Here is a 26,313-nt window from a genome sequence, read left to right as displayed (position 1 = left end):
TGTAGTCTGTATAGACCGCCAATAAAGGAAAAAAGTACTTTAGACCGTTGACACATTTATATTTTAAGGAAAGTGTACGGTTCTATATAATTACCGGTGTAGTAAAAATACATTTATTTATTCCAAATGAACAAAGGATGACCGTGAAGGTAACTTCGCATATTTTATTACTTGTAATGATTTAATTCGAAATTCAATAAATACTTATAATAAGAAAGAAGGCTTAAGTACTATAATTAAAATAAATCAACTATTTAGTAAATGAGGTAATATACTTTCAGATGCCATATTGGCGAATGCCGTACCTGATAAATTTATATTACAAAAAACTGTTGGATCTTCATGTAGAACAAAAATATTTATTGATTTTCATATTGTAGCTTTTGTATATTTAAATAAATTAAATATAGGAACAAGGGGCAATTAATTATAATTAAATAATTATTAAGATAAGAATAATTGTTTTTACTTTGAGTATATTAATAGATGTGAATAAAATATTTAATAACAAATAATTATTATTTTAGTAAAAAATAAAAAAAGTTATTAACACTATCAACCATTATATGTGAATAAAAACTATTAGTTGATGATATAGGCAGATTTGAGCCTGTTTATAATGTGGATAAAATATAAATGTTGTGTGGATAATTTTTTGTGAAATTATACTATAAAAAAACTTTAAAAAAACTATTGACCATTAATTAATAGGATGATATAGTATTACTTGTCCTTGAGACAGGGACAAAACGTCAACGAAAAACTTCTTATAAAAAGTAGTTGACAAATAAAAACAGCTTTGGTAAGATAAAGAAGCTGAAACAAGCAAAGAACTTTGAAAATTAAACAGTAGGTTAACAATAAATTAATTCTTTAAGAATTAAACTGAAACAACAAACAAACCAAGCCAGATATTCAGATAATGATTAGTCTGAGCGATGGACAACTTTTTTATGAGAGTTTGATCCTGGCTCAGGATGAACGCTGGCGGCGTGCCTAACACATGCAAGTCGAGCGATTTACTTCGGTAAAGAGCGGCGGACGGGTGAGTAACGCGTGGGTAACCTGCCTCATACACATGGATAACATACCGAAAGGTATGCTAATACAGGATAATATAAGAGATTCACATGGATTTTTTATCAAAGCTCCGGCGGTATGAGATGGACCCGCGTCTGATTAGCTAGTTGGTAAGGTAATGGCTTACCAAGGCGACGATCAGTAGCCGACCTGAGAGGGTGATCGGCCACATTGGAACTGAGACACGGTCCAAACTCCTACGGGAGGCAGCAGTGGGGAATATTGCACAATGGGCGAAAGCCTGATGCAGCAACGCCGCGTGAGTGATGAAGGCCTTCGGGTCGTAAAACTCTGTCCTCAAGGAAGATAATGACGGTACTTGAGGAGGAAGCCCCGGCTAACTACGTGCCAGCAGCCGCGGTAATACGTAGGGGGCTAGCGTTATCCGGATTTACTGGGCGTAAAGGGTGCGTAGGTGGTTTTTTAAGTCAGGAGTGAAAGGCTACGGCTCAACCGTAGTAAGCTCTTGAAACTGGAAAACTTGAGTGCAGGAGAGGAAAGTGGAATTCCTAGTGTAGCGGTGAAATGCGTAGATATTAGGAGGAACACCAGTAGCGAAGGCGGCTTTCTGGACTGTAACTGACACTGAGGCACGAAAGCGTGGGGAGCAAACAGGATTAGATACCCTGGTAGTCCACGCCGTAAACGATGAGTACTAGGTGTCGGGGTTACCCCTCGGTGCCGCAGCTAACGCATTAAGTACTCCGCCTGGGGAGTACGCTCGCAAGAGTGAAACTCAAAGGAATTGACGGGGACCCGCACAAGTAGCGGAGCATGTGGTTTAATTCGAAGCAACGCGAAGAACCTTACCTAAGCTTGACATCCTTTTGACCGATGCCTAATCGCATTTTTTCCTTCGGGGACAGAAGTGACAGGTGGTGCATGGTTGTCGTCAGCTCGTGTCGTGAGATGTTGGGTTAAGTCCCGCAACGAGCGCAACCCTTGCCTTTAGTTGCCAGCATTAAGTTGGGCACTCTAGAGGGACTGCCAGGGATAACCTGGAGGAAGGTGGGGATGACGTCAAATCATCATGCCCCTTATGCTTAGGGCTACACACGTGCTACAATGGGTGGTACAGAGGGCAGCCAAGTCGTGAGGCCGAGCTAATCCCTTAAAGCCATTCTCAGTTCGGATTGTAGGCTGAAACTCGCCTACATGAAGCTGGAGTTACTAGTAATCGCAGATCAGAATGCTGCGGTGAATGCGTTCCCGGGTCTTGTACACACCGCCCGTCACACCACGGAAGTTGGGGGCGCCCGAAGCCACTTAGCTAACCCTTTTGGGAAGCGAGTGTCGAAGGTGAAATCAATAACTGGGGTGAAGTCGTAACAAGGTAGCCGTATCGGAAGGTGCGGCTGGATCACCTCCTTTCTAGGGAGAATTAACCTACTGTTTAATTTTGAGGGTTCTTTAACTCTTACAAAAAAATATTGACGAAATTCGACAAAGTGATTATAATATATTTTGTTGAAAAAACATATGGGGGTATAGCTCAGCTGGGAGAGCACCTGCCTTGCACGCAGGGGGTCAACGGTTCGATCCCGTTTATCTCCACCATTTGTACTTACTTGTTAAGTACCTAGTACTTTGAAAACTGCATAACATTTAGTGATATGACATTATATAAAGAAGAAGATAAACTTCTTAAAAAATATATCATATAAAGAAGATAACTTTTAAAAATATCAACTTTAATAACTGGTCAAGTTATTAAGGGTGTAGGGCGAATGCCTTGGCACTAGGAGCCGATGAAGGACGCGATAAGCTGCGATAAGCTTGGGGGAGTTGCACGTAAACTGTGATCCCAAGATTTCCGAATGAGGAAACTCACTTAGAGTAATGTCTAAGTATCGTATAGTGAATACATAGCTATACGAGGGGAACCCGGGGAACTGAAACATCTAAGTACCCGGAGGAAGAGAAAGAAATTCGATTCCGTAAGTAGCGGCGAGCGAACGCGGAACAGGCCAAACCAGTGAAGTTTTCTTCACTGGGGTTGCGGACATATCATAACGAAGAGGCTATTGTAGACGAAGAGAGTTGGAAAGCTCCGCTATAAAGTGTAAAAGCCACGTAGTCAAAACAAGAAGACTTCAGATATGATCCAGAGTACCACGGGACACGTGAAACCCTGTGGGAAGCAGGAGGGACCATCCTCCAAGCCTAAATACTACCTAGTGACCGATAGCGTATAGTACCGTGAGGGAAAGGTGAAAAGAACCCCGGGAGGGGAGTGAAATAGAACCTGAAACCCTACACTTACAAGCTGTAGGAGCACATTATTTGTGTGACTGCGTACTTTTTTGTAGAACGGGCCAACGAGTTACGTTACCTAGCAAGGTTAAGCACTTAAGGTGTGGAGCCGCAGCGAAAGCGAGTCTTAACTGGGCGTATAGTTAGTTGACGTAGACCCGAAACCGGGCGACCTATCCATGGGCAGGTTGAAGCGAAAGTAAAATTTCGTGGAGGACCGAACCCACGAGCGTTGAAAAGCTCGGGGATGACCTGTGGATAGCGGTGAAATTCCAATCGAGCCCGGAGATAGCTGGTTCTCTCCGAAATAGCTTTAGGGCTAGCCTCAAGATTTAGAGAAACGGGGGTAGAGCACTGAATGTCCTAGGGGGGTATTGCACTTACCGAAGACTATCAAACTCCGAATACCGTATTCTTATGCTTGGGAGTCAGACTGTGGGTGATAAGATTCATAGTCAAAAGGGCAACAGCCCAGATCGTCAGCTAAGGTCCCTAAATGTACGTTAAGTGGTAAAGGATGTGGGATTGCACAGACAACCAGGATGTTGGCTTAGAAGCAGCCACTCATTTAAAGAGTGCGTAATAGCTCACTGGTCGAGTGATCCTGCGCCGAAAATTTCCGGGGCTAAAACGTACTACCGAAGCTACGGCATCATTTATGATGGGTAGGAGAGCTTTCTATACGGATTGAAGCATTACCGTAAGGAGATGTGGACTGTATAGAAGTGAGAATGTTGGCATGAGTAGCGAGATGTGGGTGAGAATCCCACAGGCCGTAAACCCAAGGTTTCCAGGGGAAGGTTCGTCCGCCCTGGGTTAGTCAGGACCTAAGCCGAGGCCGAAAGGCGTAGGTGATGGACAACAGGTTGATATTCCTGTACCACCAATAACCGTTTGAGAAATGGGATGACACAGTAGGATAAGCTAACCGCACTGTTGGTTATGTGCGGGCAAGTATTGAGGCAGTTCAGGTAGGCAAATCCGCCTGAATAATGCTGGGGTACGATGCGGAGCGAAATTTAGTAGCGAAGTAGCTGATTTCACACTGTCGAGAAAAGTCTCTATCGAGGTTAAAGGTGCCTGTACCGCAAACCGACACAGGTGGGTGAGGAGAGTATCCTAAGGCCAGCCAGAGAACTGTTGTTAAGGAACTCGGCAAAATGACCCCGTAACTTAGGGAGAAGGGGTGCCATGGAAACATGGCCGCAGAGAATAGGCCCAAGCGACTGTTTACCAAAAACATAGGTTTCTGCTAAGTCGCAAGACGATGTATAGGAGCTGACGCCTGCCCGGTGCTGGAAGGTTAAGGGGATCTGTTAGGGTAACCGAAGCAGTGAACTTAAGCCCCAGTAAACGGCGGCCGTAACTATAACGGTCCTAAGGTAGCGAAATTCCTTGTCGGGTAAGTTCCGACCCGCACGAAAGGCGTAACGATTTGGGCACTGTCTCAACAACAGACTGGGTGAAATTGTAATACCGGTGAAGATGCCGGTTACCTGCGACAGGACGGAAAGACCCCATGGAGCTTTACTGTAGCTTGACATTGAGTCTCGGTGCTACATGTACAGGATAGGTGGGAGGCTATGAAGCATGGACGTCAGTCTGTGTGGAGCCATCCTTGGGATACCACCCTTGTAGTACTGGGATTCTAACCAGCTGCCTTGAATCAGGTAGTGGGACACTGTCAGGTGGACAGTTTGACTGGGGCGGTCGCCTCCTAAAGAGTAACGGAGGCGCTCAAAGGTTCTCTCAGTACGGTCGGAAATCGTACGTAGAGTGTAAAGGCAGAAGAGAGCTTGATTGCAAGACATACAGGTCGAGCAAGGACGAAAGTCGGACTTAGTGATCCGGTGGTACCGCATGGAAGGGCCATCGCTCAACGGATAAAAGCTACCCTGGGGATAACAGGCTGATCTCCCCCAAGAGTCCACATCGACGGGGAGGTTTGGCACCTCGATGTCGGCTCATCACATCCTGGGGCTGTAGTAGGTCCCAAGGGTTGGGCTGTTCGCCCATTAAAGTGGTACGCGAGCTGGGTTCAGAACGTCGTGAGACAGTTCGGTCCCTATCCGTCGCAGGCGTAGGAAATTTGAGGAGACCTGTCCTTAGTACGAGAGGACCGGGATGGACGTACCGCTGGTGTACCAGTTGTTCTGCCAAGGGCATAGCTGGGTAGCTAAGTACGGAAAGGATAAGCGCTGAAAGCATCTAAGCGCGAAGCCTACTTCGAGATAAGATTTCCCACCGTAAGGTTAAGACCCCATGAAGACTACATGGTTGATAGGTCAGAGGTGGAAGTGTGGTAACATATGTAGCTTACTGATACTAATAGGTCGAGGACTTGACCAAAAAATAATGGAAACATTAAATGTTAGCAGTTTTGAAAGTACTAACAAAAGTTAATACTTAAAAACACTTTGAGCAACGGATTTTTCTGAAGCAAAAGCAAAGAAATATCGTTGGCGATATGAGTGTAATGAATTTTATGTGGTTATTATAGCAAAGAGGATACACCTGTTCCCATTCCGAACACAGAAGTTAAGCTCTTAAGCGGCGATGGTACTTGGGGGGCGACCCCCTGGGAGAGTAGCACGTAGCCACGTAATTTTTTTTGTTGTTAAAAATATTTTAGGCACACCTTTGTGGTGTGTCTTTTTATATAATTTAAGATTTCTTATCCTATTAAAAAATACAAATTCAGTTATCAAATATTGGGTAATCATACAGCTTGCAATCCAATTCCATTCAATGTAGTCTGTATAGACCGCCAATAAAGGAAAAAAGTACTTTAGACCATTGACACATCTATATTTTAAGGAAAGTGTACGGTTCTATATAATTACTGGTGTAGTAAAAATACATTTATTTATGCCAAATGAACAAAGGATGACCGTGAAGGTAACTTCGCATATTTTATTACTTGTAATGATTTAATTCGAAATTCAATAAATACTTATAATAAGAAAGAAGGCTTAAGTACTATAATTAAAATAAATCAACTATTTAGTAAATGAGGTAATATACTTTCAGATGCCATATTGGCGAATGCCGTACTTGATAAATTTATATTACAAAAAACAGTTGGATCTTCATGTAGAACAAAAATATTTATTGATTTTCATATTGTAGCTTTTGTACATTTAAATAAATTAAATATAGGAACAAGGGGCAATTAATTATAATTAAATAATTATTAAGATAAGAATAATTGTTTTTACTTTGAGTATATTAATAGATGTGAATAAAATATTTAATAACAAATAATTATTATTTTAGTAAAAAATACAAAAAAGTTATTAACATTACCAACCATTATATGTGAATAAAAACTGTTAGTTGATGATATAGGCAGATTTGAGCCTGTTTATAATGTGGATAAAATATAAATGTCGTGTTAATAATTTTTTTGTGAAATTATACTATAAAAAAAACTTTAAAAAAACTATTGACCATTAATTAATAGGATGATATAGTATTACTTGTCCTTGAGACAGGGACAAAACGTCAACGAAAAACTTCTTATAAAAAGTAGTTGACAAATAAAAACAGCTTTGGTAAAATAAAGAAGCTGAAACAAGCAAAGAACTTTGAAAATTAAACAGTAGGTTAACAATAAATTAATTCTTTAAGAATTAAACTGAAACAACAAACAAACCAAGCCAGATATTCAGATAATGATTAGTCTGAGCGATGGACAACTTTTTTATGAGAGTTTGATCCTGGCTCAGGATGAACGCTGGCGGCGTGCCTAACACATGCAAGTCGAGCGATTTACTTCGGTAAAGAGCGGCGGACGGGTGAGTAACGCGTGGGTAACCTGCCTCATACACATGGATAACATACCGAAAGGTATGCTAATACAGGATAATATAAGAGATTCACATGGATTTCTTATCAAAGCTCCGGCGGTATGAGATGGACCCGCGTCTGATTAGCTAGTTGGTAAGGTAATGGCTTACCAAGGCGACGATCAGTAGCCGACCTGAGAGGGTGATCGGCCACATTGGAACTGAGACACGGTCCAAACTCCTACGGGAGGCAGCAGTGGGGAATATTGCACAATGGGCGAAAGCCTGATGCAGCAACGCCGCGTGAGTGATGAAGGCCTTCGGGTCGTAAAACTCTGTCCTCAAGGAAGATAATGACGGTACTTGAGGAGGAAGCCCCGGCTAACTACGTGCCAGCAGCCGCGGTAATACGTAGGGGGCTAGCGTTATCCGGATTTACTGGGCGTAAAGGGTGCGTAGGTGGTTTTTTTAAGTCAGGAGTGAAAGGCTACGGCTCAACCGTAGTAAGCTCTTGAAACTGGAAAACTTGAGTGCAGGAGAGGAAAGTGGAATTCCTAGTGTAGCGGTGAAATGCGTAGATATTAGGAGGAACACCAGTAGCGAAGGCGGCTTTCTGGACTGTAACTGACACTGAGGCACGAAAGCGTGGGGAGCAAACAGGATTAGATACCCTGGTAGTCCACGCCGTAAACGATGAGTACTAGGTGTCGGGGGTTACCCCCCCCTCGGTGCCGCAGCTAACGCATTAAGTACTCCGCCTGGGGAGTACGCTCGCAAGAGTGAAACTCAAAGGAATTGACGGGGACCCGCACAAGTAGCGGAGCATGTGGTTTAATTCGAAGCAACGCGAAGAACCTTACCTAAGCTTGACATCCTTTTGACCGATGCCTAATCGCATTTTTCCCTTCGGGGACAGAAGTGACAGGTGGTGCATGGTTGTCGTCAGCTCGTGTCGTGAGATGTTGGGTTAAGTCCCGCAACGAGCGCAACCCTTGCCTTTAGTTGCCAGCATTAAGTTGGGCACTCTAGAGGGACTGCCAGGGATAACCTGGAGGAAGGTGGGGATGACGTCAAATCATCATGCCCCTTATGCTTAGGGCTACACACGTGCTACAATGGGTGGTACAGAGGGCAGCCAAGTCGTGAGGCCGAGCTAATCCCTTAAAGCCATTCTCAGTTCGGATTGTAGGCTGAAACTCGCCTACATGAAGCTGGAGTTACTAGTAATCGCAGATCAGAATGCTGCGGTGAATGCGTTCCCGGGTCTTGTACACACCGCCCGTCACACCACGGAAGTTGGGGGCGCCCGAAGCCACTTAGCTAACCCTTTTGGGAAGCGAGTGTCGAAGGTGAAATCAATAACTGGGGTGAAGTCGTAACAAGGTAGCCGTATCGGAAGGTGCGGCTGGATCACCTCCTTTCTAGGGAGAATTAACCTACTGTTTAATTTTGAGGGTTCTTTGAACACTCAATTAGTACTTATTTAGTAAGTGCTATAGTACTTTGAAAACTGCATAACATTTAGTGATATGACATTATATAAAGAAGAAGATAAACTTCTTAAAAAATATATCATATAAAGAAGATAACTTTTAAAAATATCAACGTTAATAACTGGTCAAGTTATTAAGGGTGTAGGGCGAATGCCTTGGCACTAGGAGCCGATGAAGGACGCGATAAGCTGCGATAAGCTTGGGGGAGTTGCACGTAAACTGTGATCCCAAGATTTCCGAATGAGGAAACTCACTTAGAGTAATGTCTAAGTATCGTATAGTGAATACATAGCTATGCGAGGGGAACCCGGGGAACTGAAACATCTAAGTACCCGGAGGAAGAGAAAGAAATTCGATTCCGTAAGTAGCGGCGAGCGAACGCGGAACAGGCCAAACCAGTGAAGTTTTCTTCACTGGGGTTGCGGACATATCATAACGAAGAGGCTATTGTAGACGAAGAGAGTTGGAAAGCTCCGCTATAAAGTGTAAAAGCCACGTAGTCAAAACAAGAAGACTTCAGATATGATCCAGAGTACCACGGGACACGTGAAACCCTGTGGGAAGCAGGAGGGACCATCCTCCAAGCCTAAATACTACCTAGTGACCGATAGCGTATAGTACCGTGAGGGAAAGGTGAAAAGAACCCCGGGAGGGGAGTGAAATAGAACCTGAAACCCTACACTTACAAGCTGTAGGAGCACATTATTTGTGTGACTGCGTACTTTTTGTAGAACGGGCCAACGAGTTACGTTACCTAGCAAGGTTAAGCACTTAAGGTGTGGAGCCGCAGCGAAAGCGAGTCTTAACTGGGCGTATAGTTAGTTGACGTAGACCCGAAACCGGGCGACCTATCCATGGGCAGGTTGAAGCGAAAGTAAAATTTCGTGGAGGACCGAACCCACGAGCGTTGAAAAGCTCGGGGATGACCTGTGGATAGCGGTGAAATTCCAATCGAGCCCGGAGATAGCTGGTTCTCTCCGAAATAGCTTTAGGGCTAGCCTCAAGATTTAGAGAAACGGGGTAGAGCACTGAATGTCCTAGGGGGTATTGCACTTACCGAAGACTATCAAACTCCGAATACCGTATTCTTATGCTTGGGAGTCAGACTGTGGGTGATAAGATTCATAGTCAAAAGGGCAACAGCCCAGATCGTCAGCTAAGGTCCCTAAATGTACGTTAAGTGGTAAAGGATGTGGGATTGCACAGACAACCAGGATGTTGGCTTAGAAGCAGCCACTCATTTAAAGAGTGCGTAATAGCTCACTGGTCGAGTGATCCTGCGCCGAAAATTTCCGGGGCTAAAACGTACTACCGAAGCTACGGCATCATTTATGATGGGTAGGAGAGCTTTCTATACGGATTGAAGCATTACCGTAAGGAGATGTGGACTGTATAGAAGTGAGAATGTTGGCATGAGTAGCGAGATGTGGGTGAGAATCCCACAGGCCGTAAACCCAAGGTTTCCAGGGGAAGGTTCGTCCGCCCTGGGTTAGTCAGGACCTAAGCCGAGGCCGAAAGGCGTAGGTGATGGACAACAGGTTGATATTCCTGTACCACCAATAACCGTTTGAGAAATGGGATGACACAGTAGGATAAGCTAACCGCACTGTTGGTTATGTGCGGGCAAGTATTGAGGCAGTTCAGGTAGGCAAATCCGCCTGAATAATGCTGGGGTACGATGCGGAGCGAAATTTAGTAGCGAAGTAGCTGATTTCACACTGTCGAGAAAAGTCTCTATCGAGGTTAAAGGTGCCTGTACCGCAAACCGACACAGGTGGGTGAGGAGAGTATCCTAAGGCCAGCCAGAGAACTGTTGTTAAGGAACTCGGCAAAATGACCCCGTAACTTAGGGAGAAGGGGTGCCATGGAAACATGGCCGCAGAGAATAGGCCCAAGCGACTGTTTACCAAAAACATAGGTTTCTGCTAAGTCGCAAGACGATGTATAGGAGCTGACGCCTGCCCGGTGCTGGAAGGTTAAGGGGATCTGTTAGGGTAACCGAAGCAGTGAACTTAAGCCCCAGTAAACGGCGGCCGTAACTATAACGGTCCTAAGGTAGCGAAATTCCTTGTCGGGTAAGTTCCGACCCGCACGAAAGGCGTAACGATTTGGGCACTGTCTCAACAACAGACTGGGTGAAATTGTAATACCGGTGAAGATGCCGGTTACCTGCGACAGGACGGAAAGACCCCATGGAGCTTTACTGTAGCTTGACATTGAGTCTCGGTGCTACATGTACAGGATAGGTGGGAGGCTATGAAGCATGGACGTCAGTCTGTGTGGAGCCATCCTTGGGATACCACCCTTGTAGTACTGGGATTCTAACCAGCTGCCTTGAATCAGGTAGTGGGACACTGTCAGGTGGACAGTTTGACTGGGGCGGTCGCCTCCTAAAGAGTAACGGAGGCGCTCAAAGGTTCTCTCAGTACGGTCGGAAATCGTACGTAGAGTGTAAAGGCAGAAGAGAGCTTGATTGCAAGACATACAGGTCGAGCAAGGACGAAAGTCGGACTTAGTGATCCGGTGGTACCGCATGGAAGGGCCATCGCTCAACGGATAAAAGCTACCCTGGGGATAACAGGCTGATCTCCCCCAAGAGTCCACATCGACGGGGAGGTTTGGCACCTCGATGTCGGCTCATCACATCCTGGGGCTGTAGTAGGTCCCAAGGGTTGGGCTGTTCGCCCATTAAAGTGGTACGCGAGCTGGGTTCAGAACGTCGTGAGACAGTTCGGTCCCTATCCGTCGCAGGCGTAGGAAATTTGAGGAGACCTGTCCTTAGTACGAGAGGACCGGGATGGACGTACCGCTGGTGTACCAGTTGTTCTGCCAAGGGCATAGCTGGGTAGCTAAGTACGGAAAGGATAAGCGCTGAAAGCATCTAAGCGCGAAGCCTACTTCGAGATAAGATTTCCCACCGCAAGGTTAAGACCCCATGAAGACTACATGGTTGATAGGTCAGAGGTGGAAGTGTGGTAACATATGTAGCTTACTGATACTAATAGGTCGAGGACTTGACCAAAAAATAATGGAAACATTAAATGTTAGCAGTTTTGAAAGTACTAACAAAAGTTAATACTTTATATAAAGATTATGTGGTTATTATAGCAAAGAGGATACACCTGTTCCCATTCCGAACACAGAAGTTAAGCTCTTGAGCGGCGATGGTACTTGGGGGGCGACCCCCTGGGAGAGTAGCACGTAGCCACGTAATTTTTTTATTGGAAAATGTAAATGAGACCGAGGATTTTAATCAATAATCATCGGTCTTATTTTTATAGATAAATTTGTAAAGTATGCTAAAGGAGAATTCATGGAAAATTATATTTTGAATAAATTAGAAGAGTTAAAAGATGATAATTTGACATCTTTTCATGTACCAGGTCATAAAACAGGTAAAATTTTTCGAAAACTAGGATATAAAAATATTTTAGAAAAAATATACACTTTAGATACAACTGAGATAGATGGAACTGATAATTTACATAATGCAAAAGAAATTATAAAAGAATCGCAAGATAGAGCAGCAAGAGTCTTTAATAGTGATAAAACAATTTATTTAGTTAATGGAACTACTTGTGGTATAGAGGCATCTATTATGGCCGTTTGTAATCCAAAATCAAAGATAATTGTAAATCGGGATTGTCATCAATCAGTTATAAATGCATGTATATTAGGAGACATAGATCCAGTATATATAGAGTCTATGGTATGTAAGAAGACAAATATAATAATGGGTGTAGATGTTGAAAGTACAAAATCAGTAATAGATAACAACTTGGATGCAAAAGCCATAGTTCTTACTTATCCTACTTATTATGGAAAAACCTTTGATTTAAAATCAGTATGCGATTATGCTCATAGCAAAAATATAATTGTAATTGTTGATGAAGCACATGGAGCCCATTTGCAATTAAGCAATAATCTACCTAAATCAGCAATAGAACAAAAAGCAGATATAATAATTCAAAGTACCCATAAGACTTTACCATCATTTACACAATCTTCTATGATGCATGTAAAAGGAAACAGAGTTGATACAAATAAAATAGAGGCTATGTTAAGGTTTCTAGAATCCTCAAGTCCCTCATACGTACTTTTAACTTCTCTTGAGTTAGCAGTAGATATATATGATAACTATGGAATAAAGTTAATGGAAAATTTACTTAGTAATATAAATAATTTTAAAAGTAAATTTAAAAATAATGAAAATATTATAATTGATAATAATATGGATAAAACAAAGATTTTTATATCTTTAAAGAAATTAGGTATTACAGGGTATGAGTTGGATAGTATTTTAAGAGAAAAATATAAAATTCAAGTTGAATTATCAAACTATTATGGAGTTTTATTAATATGCACTATTGGTAACGATGAAGAAGATTTTGTTAGATTAAAAAGAGCGTTGGATGATTTTATTTTAAATACAAATGATAAGGAATTATTGGAAGACATAAATTGTCCAGAAAATATTCCTGAAAAAGTTTTAAATCCAAGACAAGCTTTTTATAGTGACAAACATAGTGTAAAGTTAGAAGATAGTATTGGAAAAATAAGCGGGGAGTATATAATACCATATCCACCAGGAATAAGTTTGATTTCACCAGGAGAAATAATAACAAAAGAAATTATTACTTATATTCAGGAGGGGGTTAAAAGTGGTATGATAGTAAGTGGCATTAAGGATGTTAATTTAGAATATATTGATGTTATCGACATAAATCAAAACTATTTTTAGCTATTGAAAGAACGGGAGGAAAACATGGGCAAAATTTTTTGTTTAATGGGAAAAAGTAGTTCAGGTAAAGATACTATATTTAAAGAAATAAATGATGATAAAGATTTAGATTTAAAACCAATTATATCTTATACAACAAGACCTAAGCGTATAAATGAAACTAATGGCGTAGAATATTTCTTTATTAATACAGATGAACTAAATAAATTTGAAAAAGAAAATAAAGTAATAGAAAAAAGAGTATATCATACGGTACATGGTGATTGGTTTTATGGAACTATAAATGATGGACAGATAGATTTAAATAAAAACAACTATTTATTAATAACAACACTAGAGGCTTATAAGAGTTTAAGAGATTACTTTGGAGATGACAAGGTATATCCTTTCTATATTGACATAGAAGATGGAATTAGGTTAGAAAGAGCTTTAGAAAGAGAAAGAAAACAGGATAAGCCTAATTATGATGAGTTATGCAGAAGATTTTTAGCAGATAATAAAGATTTTAGTACTGAAAACTTGTCAAGACTAGGTATTAATAAATTTTATATAAATGAAAACTTAGAAAGTTGTATTAATGATATAAAAAAAGATATATTAAATTTAATGCAATAATTAATAGAAAGGGATATAATAATATCTCTTTTTTTATTAGTAAAATTATAAATTAATTGTTTTTTATATAAATGAGAAAAAGTGTGTAGAATAAATATAGAAATAAGTTGATTATTTGTTATAATATAAGATAATTACTACAAAAACAAAAAATTACTTTGTGGAGAAAATAGATATGTATTTTGAAAATATAAAAGGACAAGAGTTTGCTAAAAAATATATGAATAACTCTATAAAAAAGGGCAAAATAAATCATGCATATATGTTTGAAGGTATAGAAGGAATAGGAAAAGAAACTTTTGCTAATGAATTAGCAGAAATACTTCTTGAAACTACTCATATCGAAAATGCCCCAGACTGTATAAGAGTAAAACCTGATGGTAATAGTATAAAAATAGCTCAAATAAGACATTTACAATCAGACATTGTTATTAAGCCACATAAGAAATACAAAATCTATATAATAGATAAAGCTGAAAAAATGACTGTAGAGGCTCAAAATGCATTGTTAAAAACATTAGAAGAACCACCTGAATATGCTATAATTATTCTTGTTACTAATAATAAAGAAAGTTTGTTACCAACTATAAGATCCAGATGTGAAGTAATAAAATTTACACCAATTCCTTTTGTTGAAGTAAAAAACTATTTAATTAGTCAAGGAGTAGAAGAAAACAGAGCAAATCTTTTATCAGCATTTTCTAGAGGTAGTATGAAAAAAGCTTTAGAATTATCTAGTTCTAATGATTTTTATGAAATGAAAGAAAGCGTTCAAAATTATATAGAAACAATATTAAGTAAGAATATGGTTGAAATTCTTGATATACCTAGTCAAATGGAAAAATATAAGAGTGAAAGCATAACTGTGCTTGATATGATGATTAATTATTTTAGAGATATAATGATTTGCAAAGAACATGTAGATAAAAATATGATAATAAATGCTGATAAAATAGTATTCATACAAAATATGAGCACTAAAATTACATATTCTCAGGTATCTAAAATTATTGGTATAATAGAAGATACTAAAATAAAAATAAAAGGTAATTGTAACTTTAATGTAAGTATACAAGTGATGTCTTTAAATATATATGAGGTGATTAAATGATAAATATTGTAGGAGTAAGATTTAAAAATGCAGGAAAAATATACTACTTTGATCCAGTTGATTTTGCAATAGAAAAAGATATGGATGTTGTAGTTGAGACTGCAAGAGGATTGGAATACGGAACTGTTGTTGTTGGTAAGAAAGAAATAGATGAAGAAAGTTTAGTTTCACCATTAAAACCTATCATAAGAATTGCTACAGAAGAAGATAATAAGATATATAAAGAAAATAAGGAAAAAGCTAAAGAAACTTTTGAATTATGCTTACAAAAAATTAAAGAACATGAGCTTACAATGTATTTGATAGATTGTGAATATACTTTTGATAGAAATAAATTAATTTTCTACTTCACGGCAGAAGGAAGAATAGATTTTAGAGAATTAGTCAAAGATTTGGCTGCAATATTTAAGACAAGAATAGAACTTAGACAAATTGGGGTTAGAGATGAAGCAAAATCAATAGGTGGGCTTGGACCTTGCGGAAGAAGTCTTTGTTGTTCATCATGGCTTGGAGATTTCCAACCAGTATCAATTAAAATGGCTAAAGATCAAAGTTTGTCATTAAATCCAACTAAAATATCAGGAATATGCGGAAGACTTTTCTGCTGTTTAAAATACGAACACGATGTTTATGTGGAAGCTATAGAAAAAGTTCCACCAGTTGGGTCTATAGTAAAAGTAGATGGTAATAAAGGTAAAGTTATAGAAACAAATCCTTTATTAGAACAAGCTAAGGTAGAATTTAATGATAAAACTATAAGAATATGTATGAAAGAAGAAATAAAAGTACTTCAAGCACCTAAGAAGTGTGATGGTTGTGGAAAAGGAAAAGATTTAGATATTGATATGGCTACGTTAAAAGAGCTTAAAAAATTAGAGGACTAAAGTATAGGGGGATTATTTAATTCCCCTACTATTATTGTAAAGGAGAAATACATGGAAGTAAAAATAAAGGACACTGAAAGAATAGATGACTTGCAACTAAAAGGATTAAAAGTTATACAAGATAAAAATGGATTTTGTTTTGGTATAGATGCAGTTCTTTTAGCTAATTTTGCCAAAGTTAAAAAAAGAGCAAAAGTTGTAGATTTAGGAACAGGAACGGGAATAATACCAGTGCTTATAGCTGGGAAAAGTGAAGCCGAAAAAATCGTTGGTGTGGAAATACAAGAAGATGTATGGGAAATGGCGGGTAGGACAGTTAAGTTAAATAACTTACAAGATAGAGTTGAAATAGTAAAAGGTGATATAAAAAATATAGACAAGCAATTAGAAGTCCATGGATATCATGTGGCAACTTCTAATCCACCATATATGCATATGAATGGAATACAAAATCCAAATGACAAAAAGGCCATATCTAGACATGAGGTACTTTGTGATTTAGAGGATGTAATAAGATCGGCTTCAAGACTTGTAATGCCTAGAGGAAAGTTCTTTATGATACACAGACCTATAAGACTTGTTGATATAGTAACTTTAGGTAGAAAATATAATCTAGAACCTAAAGTAATACAATTTGTTCATCCAAGAGCAAATAAAGCACCTAATTTAGTTTTAGTTGAGTTTACAAAGGATGGTAGACCAGAACTAAAAATTTTAGATCCTTTATATGTTTACGATGAAAATGGAAATTATACAAAAGAAATAGAAGAAATATATGCAAATGAAAATATAGGAGAATAATAATGAGTGGAAAATTATATATATGTCCAACACCTATAGGAAATCTTGAAGATATAACATATAGAACTTTAAGAGTTTTAAATGAAGTTGATTTAATAGCAGCAGAAGATACAAGACATAGTGTAAAACTATTGAATCATTTTGAAATATCAAAACCGCTTACAAGTTATTTTGAGCACAACAAAGACTCAAAAGGAATATATTTAATAAATAAATTACTTGAAGGCGAAAATATAGCATTGATAAGTGATGCAGGAATGCCAGGAATTTCTGACCCAGGAGAGGATTTAATTAAGTTAGCAATAGAGCATAATATAGAAATAGACGTATTACCAGGAGCTACAGCATTTGTTGTTGCATTAGTTGGATCTGGAATGAATACTCATAAATTTGCCTTTGAAGGTTTCTTAGATAGAGACAAGAAGATAAGAAGAAGTAGATTGGAAGAAGTAAAAGAAGAAGAAAGAACTATGATTTTTTATGAATCACCTCATAGACTGAAAGATACCTTAAAAGATATGCTCAAAATTTTAGGAAATAGAGAAATATCAGTAAATAGAGAGCTTACTAAAAAGTATCAAGAAGTAATAAGACAAGATATTGAAACAGTTATAAATATATTTAACGAAAAAGATGTTAAAGGTGAATTTGTCTTAATTGTTGATGGATTTAAGGGCGAAAAAACTTTAGCGAATGATTATAGTAACTTGAGTGAAAGAGAATATGTAGAATCTCTTTTAGAAGATGGTATGAGTAAAAAGGATGCTATAAAAGTAGTTAGTAAAGAAAGAAAACTAAAAAAGGATGTTGTTTATAAGCAAGTATTAGACCTATAAAGAAGAGACGGGGTGATTTTATGGAGAACGTACTTAAGATAATTAATGGGATAAAAAGTAATAATGCCTGCGAAAAAATATGGGAGCTAGATGAAAGTGGAGTTTTAGAAGACATAATACCGGAAGTTAGTAGTATGAAAGAAGTAGGACAGTGTAAATATCACAAGGTTGATTGTTTTAGTCATACTATTTATGCATTGGAAGAATTCGAAAAACTTATAGAAGAAAACAAATTTCCAACTCATCTAAATAAAGGTATATGGAAATATCTAAATACAATAATAGAAGATGACCTAAAGACTTTAGATTTATTAAAACTAGGTGTTTTTTTACATGATATAGGAAAATCAAAAGCAAAAACTATAGACGAAAATGGAAGAACACATTTTAAAGGACATGAAAAATTTAGTGGGGAAATTGCCCTAAAAGTAGGAAAAAATCTTAACTTATCACAAAAATCCATAGAATTAATTTATAACTATACTAGATACCATATGTATCTTCTTACTATTTATAAAAAAAGTGATGCGTCTCATGAAGTGCTAAAGGAGATGTTTAACAAATTACAAGATGATGTTATAGGAGTAATGTTATTAGGATTTGCAGATATTACTGCAACTAAAAGATTATTAGATACAAAAGAGGATGAAGAGATTTTAAAATCATATATTTATTATGTTTTGACTGTTTATTTATATAAATACAAGAAAAATGTATCCTTTTAATATTAAAAGGATACATTTTTTATTACAAAATTGCTTTTGATTGTATTGGAGTCGATAGTATTACGGATGTTTTTGTTGAGCCGATTGTCTTGATACTATCAATAACATTTTCTAGTTCATACATATCTTTTACAATAACTTTTAGAAGAGAACAGTCGTTTCCAGTAACATGGTGACATTCGACTATTCTAGGATCATTTTTCGCAGCTTCTAAAAATGCCACATATTTATCACTAGGTAGAGATATGTGTATAAATGCTTTTATTACTCTTCCTAAAGCATCTGGATTAACTATAGCTTTATATCCCTCTATAACACCAGATTCTTCTAATCTCTTTACTCTTTCTGAAACAGCAGGAGAAGTTAGTCCTACTATTTTACCTAAATCCTTCATAGAAATTCTACCGTCTTTTTGTAATATTTCTATGATTCTGTAATCTGTTACATCCATTGAGTGGCCCCCTTTTATTATTATAATGTATATTATAAGCGTTTTTTTGAATCTAGCAAGTCAGATTTTAGTGTCCAAAGGTTGTCCGATAAATCAACTTTATATTCTTTTGGGTTAGAAAATCTTTTATAAGCATCCCATAGAGTACTCAGTTGGTCATTAACATATTTCTTTATTTCATTAACGCTTTTAGAAACGTATTTACACTCACCATTTTTAAATAATGGTTTTTGAAGTTCTTTTATTGTGTATTTATGGAAAGTTTTACGCTTCCAAGTATATGTAGGGTCAAAAATCGTTAATGGTTTGCTTGTATTGATTTTTTCATCATGAAGCATGATTAAATCAGCTTCAGCCTTATTGTCTTCATTATATATCCTTACTACTTTTTTAAATCCTGGATTATTTATTTTTTCTGGCTCTTCAGAAACTTTAATTTTAGGAACTAGTGTGTCACCATCATAAGAACCAGCCAGTTTATAAACTCCTCCTAAAGATGGAGATTCAGCCGATGTAATTAATTTTGTACCAACGCCCCAAGAGTTTATTGCTGCACCACTTGACTTTAAGCTGGCAATAGTATACTCATCTAAATCATTGGAAGCAGTATATGATAAATCAGTATAACCTGCTTCTTCAAATAATTTTTTGGCTTCAACGGATAAGTATTGTAAATCACCGGAATCTATTCTAATTCCCATTGGTTTATGGCCTTTAGCTTTTAGTTCATCAAACACTTTTATAGCATTTGGAACGCCACTTTTCAAGACATCATATGTATCAACTAACAATAAACATTTATCTGGGTAAACATCCGCGTAAGCACGGAAAGATTCTAATTCATTGTCAAATTTTTGAACCCAACTGTGAGCTTGAGTACCAATAACAGGTATGTTAAACATTTTCCCAGCTAATACATTAGCAGTTCCGCTACATCCGCCTATTACGGCAGCTCTTGCTCCATAAGTACCTGCATCTGGTCCTTGAGCACGTCTAAGACCGAACTCAAAAACAGGATCCCCTGCAGCAGAATAACAAACTCTAGAAGCTTTAGTAGCAATTAGTGATTGGAAATTCACTATTGTAAGCAAAGCAGTTTCTATTAATTGAGCTTGATATAACGGTGCTTTAACTGTTATTACAGGTTCTTTTGGGAACATTATAGTCCCTTCTTCCACAGCATATATATCCCCAGTAAATTTAAAATCTTTTAAAAAGTCTAAGAATTTATCAGAAAATAAATCTAGGCTTTTTAAGTATTTTAAGTCATCATCTGAAAAATGAAGATTATTTATGTATTCTACTAATTGTTCTATACCGCAAATAATAGTATACCCACCATTACAAGCGTTTTTTCTGAAGAACATATCAAATACTACTATGTCTTCATGAATATTCTTCTCGTAGTATCCATTTAACATAGTTAATTGATACAAATCAGTAAGAAGTGTTAAATTTCTCATGGTATTTCTCCTTAAACATTTAAATAAATTAAAAAACCTTATACTTATACTAAAACATAATATACCTCAACTTTCAAGCATAAAGTATATGTAGAGTATTATAAAATAAGACATCATTTATTTTAAGTATACATCATAAAATGGTTTAAAGGAGGAGGATTTATATTAATAAATTATGGTTTTATATGATAGTCCTAGGTATAGTTGGGAGTATATGTTTTAACAATTTACCTCAAACAAATCAAGCAATACTAAATGAGGGAACAAGGGCTATTGAATTCGCCATAACATTGGCCAGTGTAATGGCACTTTGGATGGGTATAATGAATATTGCAAAAGACTCGGGATTAATAGATAAAATAGCGGATAAAATGAGTCCTTTAATGAAAAAGTTATTTCCTACTGTTCCGAAAAATCACAAAGCCATGTCTTATATGATTATGAACATGGTGTTAAATATGTTGGGGGCAGGAAACGGAGCAACAGCCTTTGGACTAAAAGCCATGAGTGAACTGCAAACATTAAATGCAAATAAGAAAAAGGCCTCTCCTGATATGATAATGTTTCTAGTCATTAATATCTCATCCATACAGTTAATTCCTTTTACTATGTTAAAAATAAGAATGGATGCAGGCAGTACAAATCCTAATTCTATAATTTTAACCACTTTATTTGCTACAATTATATCTACAATAGTAGGAGTTGTAGGTTGTAAATTATTACAAAGGAGGTATAAATAATGCTAGATTATTTTTCTAATGTAGCAATACCTGTAATAATTTTATTTATTGTTATCTATGGTAAGAAACAAAACATAGATATATATGAAAGTTTTATAAATGGAGCTATAGAGGGATTAAAAACTGCATGGAACATATTGCCCTATATAATAGGAATATTTTTAGCTATAGGAATTTTTAAATCAGGAAGAGGAATAGAAGTTTTGGAGTACATATTTTCACCTGTAGCTCAACTATTAAATATACCAAAGGAATTAATAGGCCTTATAATTGTAAAACCCTTGTCTGGAAGTGGGGCCTTAGGAGTGTATGCGGAATTAATCCAAAGGGTCGGAATTGATTCTCTTACAGAACAAATGGGATCTACTATGGTTGGAGCGTCAGAAACAATTTTTTATACAATGGCAATTTATTATGGTAGTTTGAAAATAAAAGATACAGGATATACTTTATTTTGTGCATTATTATGTCATATAGCAGGTGTGTTAGCTTCTGTGTATATTTGTTATTTAATATTATAATAAAATTTCAGCAATGGAGTTGACAAAAGCGATAGAGAAGGCAACTCATTGTCGATATGAGGAAAGGAAAATTTTACTTAAATAGAGGATAATTGTTGACAATAAAATATAAATTTACTAAAATTAGAAACATAGTATTAAAAATTTGCAAGGGTCAAATCTTAAGTGATATATCCTTGTTATAGCTTCGAATAAAACCGTTGCTCAAAAGAATTGATTAATATTTGTATCAAAACTTTGATTTTGAGAATAATATTTAATACATATTTAAAAACATATATAATAAAAGCTGAGAAGAGAAGAGTAAGTAAGGATTTTTTCTACAGAGAGCTAGGTTAGGTGGAAGCTAGTGCTAAAAGAATTACTGAAGATGGCCTTGGAGCTTTTTATCCGAAATAATTTAGGATAAAACATTTAGACATGTTACAGTCTACTAAGATATCTATTGTGAAAATAGTGTTTTTAAGCAACGTGAATTTTTCATGATAAATAAATTAGGGTGGTACCGCGAATAATCTCGCCCCTATGGACTCCATAGTGGCGAGTTTTTTATTTATAAAAATAATGTACAAGAGGAGGAAACAAAAATGACTAAACCAACATTTTATATAACTACGCCTATATACTATCCAAGTGGTAGATTACACATAGGTCATACTTATACTACTGTAGCAACTGATGCTATGGCTAGATTTAAAAGATTCTGTGGTTATGATGTAAAATTCTTAACAGGAACAGATGAGCACGGTGAAAAAATCCAAAAGAAAGCTATAGAACAAGGTGTAAGTGAAATAGAATACTTAGATGGAATGATAGCTGGAATAAAAGACCTATGGAAGACTATGGACATATCTTATGATGATTTTATAAGAACTACAGAAGACAGACATAAGGTTATAATACAAAAAATATTCACTAAATTATATGAACAAGGTGACATATACAAAGGTGAATATGAAGGAAGATACTGTACTCCATGTGAAAGTTTCTGGACGGAATCTCAATTATTAGAAGGAGATAAATGCCCAGACTGTGGTAGAGAAACTTATTTAGCTAAAGAAGAAGCTTACTTCTTTAAATTATCTAAATATGAAGATAGATTAAGAGAATTATTCCAAAATCCTAACTTCTGTTTCCCAGAATCAAGAAAAAATGAAATGGTTGCTAACTTCTTAGATAAAGGACTAGAAGATTTATGTGTAACTAGAACTACATTTGACTGGGGTATAAAAGTTCCTTTTGATGAGAAACACGTAATATATGTTTGGGTAGATGCTTTATGTAACTACATCACAGCATTAGGATATTTATCAGAAAATGATTCTGAAATGAAAAAGTACTGGCCAGCAAATATCCAAGTTGTTGGTAAAGAAATCATGAGATTCCATACAATAATATGGCCAGCATTATTAATGGCACTAGATTTACCAGTACCACAGCAAGTATATGGCCATGGATGGATATTATTCGGAAATGATAAAATGAGTAAGTCAAAAGGAAATATAGTATATCCAGAGCCAATGATTGAAAGATATGGAATAGATACACTTAAATATTTCTTGCTTAGAGAATTTGCTTTCGGACAAGATGGAAGTTACACTCATAGAAACTTTGTAACAAGAATAAATACAGATCTTGCTAATGATTTAGGAAACCTAGTGAGTAGAACTGTATCAATGGTAGAAAAATACAACGATGGTATAATACCAGAGGCGATAGAATCTACTGAATTTGACTCAAGCCTAAAAGAACAAGCTAAATTATCAAGAGAAATATTTGAAACTCAAATGAACAAAATGCAATTCCATGAAGCATTAGAAGGTGCATGGAAATTAGTAAGAAGAACTAACAAATACATTGACGAAACTATGCCATGGGCTTTAGCAAAAGACGAAGCTAACAAAGGTAAATTAGATGCAGTATTATACAACTTATGTGAATCTATAAGAATAATAGCTACATTAATAAACCCTATAATGAAAACAACTGCTAACAAAATATATGACCAAATAGGAATAGCAGGACAAGAAGAATTAACAAATTGGGAAAGTACTAATACATTTGGCTTAATTAAACCAGGAACAAAAGTACACAAAGGTCAAGCTTTATTCCCAAGACTAGACATCGAGAAAGAGGTAGCAGAATTGGAAGAATTATTTGCAGAAAAAACAGAAACAGTAGAAGAAGTAGCTCCATTAGAGCACAAAGAATTCATAGGAATAGAAGAATTAGACAAAGTAGAATTAAGAGTTGGTAAAATATTATCTTGTGAAAAACATCCTAAAGCTGACAGACTTTTAGTTTCTCAAGTTAAATTAGGACCAGAAACTAGACAAATAGTATCAGGAATAGCTAAATGGTATAAGCCAGAAGAAATGGTTGGAAAAGAAGTCATAGTAGTTTGTAACTTAAAACCAGTTAAATTAAGAGGTGTTGAATCTCAAGGTATGATATTAGCTGCAGGAAATGACGGAGACGACTTAATAGTTCCAGTTGCAACTGGAGCAAATGATGGTAGTGAAGTTAGATAAGGAGATGTAACTATGTTATTTGACTCACATGCTCACTTAAATGATGAGAGATTTGATGAAGATAGAGAAGAGTTAATCTCTTCTCTTCAAGAAAAAGGTGTAGATTTAGTTGTTAATCCAGGTGCGTGTATAGCAACATCTATTAGCAGTATAGAGCTTGCTAAAAAACACAATTTTATATATGCAGCAGTTGGAGTTCACCCTCACGATGTGGGCGAATTAGATGAAACAGCTATTGATACACTTAGGAAATTAGCAATAGAAAACGAAAAAGTAGTTGCAATAGGAGAAATAGGGTTAGATTATTACTATGACAATTCTCCAAGAGAAGTTCAAAAAGAATGGTTTATAAAACAAATTGAACTAGCTAATGAACTAAAGTTACCTATAATAATTCACGACAGGGATGCTCATGGAGATACTTTTGAAATAATTCAAAAGTACAAAAGTCCAGAGATTGGTTGCGTATTACATTGTTATAGTGGAAATGTGGAGTTAGCTAAAGAATATGTGAAGATGGGATGTTATATATCTTTATCTGGAACAGTTACCTTCAAAAACAATAAAAAAACTAAAGAAGTAGCAAGAGAAATACCTTTAGATAGATTGTTTATAGAAACTGATTCACCATATATGGCACCAACACCACATAGGGGAAAAAGAAATGACCCTTCATTAGTACAATTTGTAGCTGACACAATAGCTATTGAAAAAGGTGTTTCTTATGAAACAGTTTGTGAAGCAACTAAAGAAAATGCGAAAAGATTCTTTAATATAAAATAATAAAAAGACTTATATCTATTTACTTAGATATAAGTCTTTTTATATATAAATATATTTTTTGAGTATACATAATTGTATTAACTGTATAATATATAGTTATACAGTTAATACAATTTATATAAAGGGGAGTATTTATGTTTGGTTTATCAGAACGTTCATTTAAACTAATTAATATTATTTTAGTAATGTTTATTCCAATTGTTTTAATATTTATATTTGATGGGGTGTTTATAGCTATAAAAAATATAAAGAATAAATCTATAAAACACAGATAAAAGGAGGGATTATGAAAGTAATTATTTTAAATAATTCAGACTTGCCAATATACTTGCAAATCGTAAATCAAATAAAAGAGCAAATATTAAGTGGCAAAATAGAAGAAAATCAGATGCTACCTTCTATGAGATCCTTGGCAAAAGACTTAGGTATTAGTTTTATAACTACTAAAAGGTCTTATGAAGAATTAGAAAAACAGGGTTTAATTAATACAGTACCAGGTAAAGGTTGTTTCGTGTCTCACTTTAATAAGGAACTAGTATATGAAGCTAAAATGAGAGAAATAGAAGAAAAATTAGAAGAAGCTATAAATTTATCTAATAGTTTAGGATTGTCAAAAGAAGAGCTAATTTCTACATTAGAAAATATTTATGAGGGGGAATAAAATGCTAAGATTAGAAAACATAAGTAAAAAATTTGATAATTTTGAGTTGAAGGATATATCCTTTCATTTAAAAGAGGGTTTTATAATGGGGCTTATAGGTCCGAATGGATCAGGGAAAACAACCTTGATTAAACTAATAATGAATTTACTACAAGCTGATGAGGGAAAAATTTATTTTCAAGGAAAAGATATATTAGAAAATCCTAAAGAGTTTAAAGAAAATATAGGATTTGTTTATGATAATTTATATTTTTATGAAAATCTAAAAGTTAAAGATTTTAAAAATGTTGTGTCATCTTTTTATTCAAAGTTTGATAGTTACAAGTTTGATAGTTGTTTATTAAAATTTAAAATAGACAAAAATTCAAAAATAAAAAATCTATCAAAAGGCCAAAATATAAAACTGATGTTGGCTAATGCCATTTCTCATAATGCAAAGTTACTTATATTAGATGAGCCAACATCAGGACTTGATCCTATTTTTAGAAAAGAAATGATAGAGATACTTCAAGAAGAGTTGGAAAATGGAGATAAGAGTGTTATTATTTCAACTCATATTACACAAGACTTAAGCATGGCAGCAGATTACATAACTTTTATAAATAATGGAGAATTAATATTTAGTGAAGATAAAGAAATTATAAGTGAAAGTTACAAGATAATTAGATGTGAAAAAAAAGATTTGGATAATTTACAGATCGAATTAATAAATAAAAAACATACTGACTATTATAGTGAAGGGTTATTTATAGATGAAGAAAATAATATTAATGGATTAAATATTCAAAAAGCAAGCTTAGAAGATATCATATATTACTATGGAAAGGAGCTATAAA

18 protein-coding genes, 1 tRNA gene, 6 rRNA genes and 1 other annotated feature are annotated in these 26,313 nt (G+C 36.0%); of the genes, 23 read left to right on the top strand and 2 right to left on the bottom strand.

The genetic code is table 11. The annotated features are described in order from the left end of the window. The first annotated feature begins 289 nt into the window (after window positions 1-289). The 16 genes from JW646_RS08550 (at window position 290) to JW646_RS08475 (ending at window position 18,327) form a co-directional block, all read left to right on the top strand. Window positions 290-427, top strand: a complete 138-nt coding sequence (locus JW646_RS08550; protein WP_228417285.1) for a hypothetical protein — start codon at window positions 290-292, stop codon at window positions 425-427. 522 nt (window positions 428-949) lie between these two features. After that, a 16S ribosomal RNA gene (locus JW646_RS08545) occupies window positions 950-2,451 on the top strand. Between the two features lie 110 nt (window positions 2,452-2,561). Further along, window positions 2,562-2,637 (top strand) — tRNA-Ala (locus tag JW646_RS08540). Window positions 2,638-2,780: 143 nt separating this feature from the next. After that, window positions 2,781-5,682 (top strand): 23S ribosomal RNA (locus tag JW646_RS08535). Between the two features lie 137 nt (window positions 5,683-5,819). Beyond that, a 5S ribosomal RNA gene (rrf, locus tag JW646_RS08530) occupies window positions 5,820-5,936 on the top strand. 435 nt (window positions 5,937-6,371) lie between these two features. After that, window positions 6,372-6,509: a hypothetical protein gene (locus tag JW646_RS08525; protein WP_228417284.1), complete on the top strand. Its 138-nt coding sequence runs from the start codon at window positions 6,372-6,374 to the stop codon at window positions 6,507-6,509. A 525-nt stretch (window positions 6,510-7,034) separates the two neighbouring features. After that, window positions 7,035-8,542: ribosomal RNA gene (locus JW646_RS08520) — 16S ribosomal RNA — on the top strand. A gap of 195 nt (window positions 8,543-8,737) precedes the next feature. After that, a 23S ribosomal RNA gene (locus JW646_RS08515) occupies window positions 8,738-11,636 on the top strand. A gap of 72 nt (window positions 11,637-11,708) precedes the next feature. Next, window positions 11,709-11,825, top strand: a 5S ribosomal RNA gene (gene rrf / locus JW646_RS08510). The 16S, 23S and 5S rRNA genes sit together here with 1 tRNA gene alongside, the layout of an rRNA operon. 102 nt (window positions 11,826-11,927) lie before the next feature. Then, window positions 11,928-13,355 carry an aminotransferase class I/II-fold pyridoxal phosphate-dependent enzyme gene (locus JW646_RS08505; RefSeq protein ID WP_228417283.1) on the top strand — a complete coding sequence of 476 codons (1,428 nt, stop codon included), beginning with the start codon at window positions 11,928-11,930 and terminating at the stop codon, window positions 13,353-13,355. Window positions 13,356-13,379: 24 nt separating this feature from the next. Next, on the top strand, window positions 13,380-13,970 hold the full coding sequence (locus JW646_RS08500) for a nucleoside/nucleotide kinase family protein (protein ID WP_074919742.1): 591 nt from the start codon (window positions 13,380-13,382) through the stop codon (window positions 13,968-13,970). A gap of 175 nt (window positions 13,971-14,145) precedes the next feature. Beyond that, on the top strand, window positions 14,146-15,081 hold the full coding sequence (locus JW646_RS08495) for a DNA polymerase III subunit (RefSeq protein ID WP_074919741.1): 936 nt from the start codon (window positions 14,146-14,148) through the stop codon (window positions 15,079-15,081). Next, entirely contained in the window at window positions 15,078-15,965 is an 888-nt protein-coding gene (locus tag JW646_RS08490) for a PSP1 domain-containing protein (RefSeq protein WP_074919740.1), read from the top strand. The genes JW646_RS08495 and JW646_RS08490 overlap by 4 nt, the downstream gene beginning before the upstream one ends. Before the next feature lie 51 nt (window positions 15,966-16,016). Next, window positions 16,017-16,766: a tRNA1(Val) (adenine(37)-N6)-methyltransferase gene (locus JW646_RS08485; protein ID WP_074919739.1), complete on the top strand. Its 750-nt coding sequence runs from the start codon at window positions 16,017-16,019 to the stop codon at window positions 16,764-16,766. Between the two features lie 2 nt (window positions 16,767-16,768). Then, on the top strand, window positions 16,769-17,602 hold the full coding sequence (gene rsmI, locus JW646_RS08480; protein ID WP_074919738.1) for a 16S rRNA (cytidine(1402)-2'-O)-methyltransferase: 834 nt from the start codon (window positions 16,769-16,771) through the stop codon (window positions 17,600-17,602). A 20-nt stretch (window positions 17,603-17,622) separates the two neighbouring features. Further along, entirely contained in the window at window positions 17,623-18,327 is a 705-nt protein-coding gene (locus tag JW646_RS08475) for an HD domain-containing protein (protein WP_228417282.1), read from the top strand. A gap of 22 nt (window positions 18,328-18,349) precedes the next feature. On the opposite strand, the gene JW646_RS08470 is transcribed toward JW646_RS08475, so the two are convergent. Then, complete coding sequence (locus tag JW646_RS08470) at window positions 18,350-18,778, bottom strand: Lrp/AsnC family transcriptional regulator (protein ID WP_148556958.1); 429 nt, start codon at window positions 18,776-18,778, stop codon at window positions 18,350-18,352. A 32-nt stretch (window positions 18,779-18,810) separates the two neighbouring features. After that, window positions 18,811-20,241 (bottom strand): nicotinate phosphoribosyltransferase, encoded by a 1,431-nt coding sequence (locus JW646_RS08465; protein ID WP_228417281.1) that lies wholly within the window; start codon window positions 20,239-20,241, stop codon window positions 18,811-18,813. Window positions 20,242-20,426: 185 nt separating this feature from the next. On the opposite strand from JW646_RS08465, the gene JW646_RS08460 reads away from it, so the two are divergent. From JW646_RS08460 to JW646_RS08430, 7 genes are all read left to right on the top strand, one after another. Then, window positions 20,427-20,981 carry a nucleoside recognition domain-containing protein gene (locus JW646_RS08460; protein ID WP_074919734.1) on the top strand — a complete coding sequence of 185 codons (555 nt, stop codon included), beginning with the start codon at window positions 20,427-20,429 and terminating at the stop codon, window positions 20,979-20,981. Beyond that, window positions 20,981-21,502 (top strand): spore maturation protein, encoded by a 522-nt coding sequence (locus JW646_RS08455; RefSeq protein WP_074919733.1) that lies wholly within the window; start codon window positions 20,981-20,983, stop codon window positions 21,500-21,502. The genes JW646_RS08460 and JW646_RS08455 overlap by 1 nt, the downstream gene beginning before the upstream one ends. 282 nt (window positions 21,503-21,784) lie before the next feature. Next, window positions 21,785-22,030: a binding site (T-box leader), on the top strand. A gap of 23 nt (window positions 22,031-22,053) precedes the next feature. Then, entirely contained in the window at window positions 22,054-24,033 is a 1,980-nt protein-coding gene (gene metG, locus JW646_RS08450; protein ID WP_278280873.1) for a methionine--tRNA ligase, read from the top strand. A gap of 12 nt (window positions 24,034-24,045) precedes the next feature. After that, window positions 24,046-24,816 (top strand): TatD family hydrolase, encoded by a 771-nt coding sequence (locus JW646_RS08445; protein WP_228417280.1) that lies wholly within the window; start codon window positions 24,046-24,048, stop codon window positions 24,814-24,816. A gap of 134 nt (window positions 24,817-24,950) precedes the next feature. After that, on the top strand, window positions 24,951-25,091 hold the full coding sequence (locus tag JW646_RS08440; RefSeq protein WP_187359236.1) for a hypothetical protein: 141 nt from the start codon (window positions 24,951-24,953) through the stop codon (window positions 25,089-25,091). Between the two features lie 11 nt (window positions 25,092-25,102). Beyond that, the gene (locus tag JW646_RS08435) at window positions 25,103-25,477 is read left to right on the top strand and encodes a GntR family transcriptional regulator (protein WP_074919730.1); all 375 of its coding nucleotides are present in this window, start codon (window positions 25,103-25,105) and stop codon (window positions 25,475-25,477) included. A 1-nt stretch (window position 25,478) separates the two neighbouring features. After that, window positions 25,479-26,312: an ABC transporter ATP-binding protein gene (locus JW646_RS08430; RefSeq protein ID WP_228417279.1), complete on the top strand. Its 834-nt coding sequence runs from the start codon at window positions 25,479-25,481 to the stop codon at window positions 26,310-26,312. Window position 26,313: the final 1 nt, after the last annotated feature.

This window comes from Terrisporobacter hibernicus (genome assembly GCF_020809405.1).
Classification (GTDB): Bacteria; Bacillota; Clostridia; order Peptostreptococcales; family Peptostreptococcaceae; genus Terrisporobacter; species Terrisporobacter petrolearius.
This window is presented reverse-complemented; position numbering and strand designations above follow the sequence as displayed.

What these genes read in the sequence shown, in the direction of transcription:
- rsmI (WP_074919738.1), top strand. Translation starts at nt 16,769, where the DNA reads ATGAGTGGAAAATTATATATATGTCCAACACCTATAGGAAATCTTGAA.
- JW646_RS08490 (WP_074919740.1), top strand. Translation starts at nt 15,078, where the DNA reads ATGATAAATATTGTAGGAGTAAGATTTAAAAATGCAGGAAAAATATAC.
- JW646_RS08460 (WP_074919734.1), top strand. Translation starts at nt 20,427, where the DNA reads ATGATAGTCCTAGGTATAGTTGGGAGTATATGTTTTAACAATTTACCT.
- JW646_RS08430 (WP_228417279.1), top strand. Translation starts at nt 25,479, where the DNA reads ATGCTAAGATTAGAAAACATAAGTAAAAAATTTGATAATTTTGAGTTG.
- JW646_RS08500 (WP_074919742.1), top strand. Translation starts at nt 13,380, where the DNA reads ATGGGCAAAATTTTTTGTTTAATGGGAAAAAGTAGTTCAGGTAAAGAT.
- JW646_RS08440 (WP_187359236.1), top strand. Translation starts at nt 24,951, where the DNA reads ATGTTTGGTTTATCAGAACGTTCATTTAAACTAATTAATATTATTTTA.
- JW646_RS08485 (WP_074919739.1), top strand. Translation starts at nt 16,017, where the DNA reads ATGGAAGTAAAAATAAAGGACACTGAAAGAATAGATGACTTGCAACTA.
- JW646_RS08475 (WP_228417282.1), top strand. Translation starts at nt 17,623, where the DNA reads ATGGAGAACGTACTTAAGATAATTAATGGGATAAAAAGTAATAATGCC.
- JW646_RS08465 (WP_228417281.1), bottom strand. Translation starts at nt 20,241, where the DNA reads ATGAGAAATTTAACACTTCTTACTGATTTGTATCAATTAACTATGTTA.
- JW646_RS08495 (WP_074919741.1), top strand. Translation starts at nt 14,146, where the DNA reads ATGTATTTTGAAAATATAAAAGGACAAGAGTTTGCTAAAAAATATATG.
- JW646_RS08445 (WP_228417280.1), top strand. Translation starts at nt 24,046, where the DNA reads ATGTTATTTGACTCACATGCTCACTTAAATGATGAGAGATTTGATGAA.
- JW646_RS08455 (WP_074919733.1), top strand. Translation starts at nt 20,981, where the DNA reads ATGCTAGATTATTTTTCTAATGTAGCAATACCTGTAATAATTTTATTT.
- JW646_RS08435 (WP_074919730.1), top strand. Translation starts at nt 25,103, where the DNA reads ATGAAAGTAATTATTTTAAATAATTCAGACTTGCCAATATACTTGCAA.
- JW646_RS08505 (WP_228417283.1), top strand. Translation starts at nt 11,928, where the DNA reads ATGGAAAATTATATTTTGAATAAATTAGAAGAGTTAAAAGATGATAAT.
- JW646_RS08470 (WP_148556958.1), bottom strand. Translation starts at nt 18,778, where the DNA reads ATGGATGTAACAGATTACAGAATCATAGAAATATTACAAAAAGACGGT.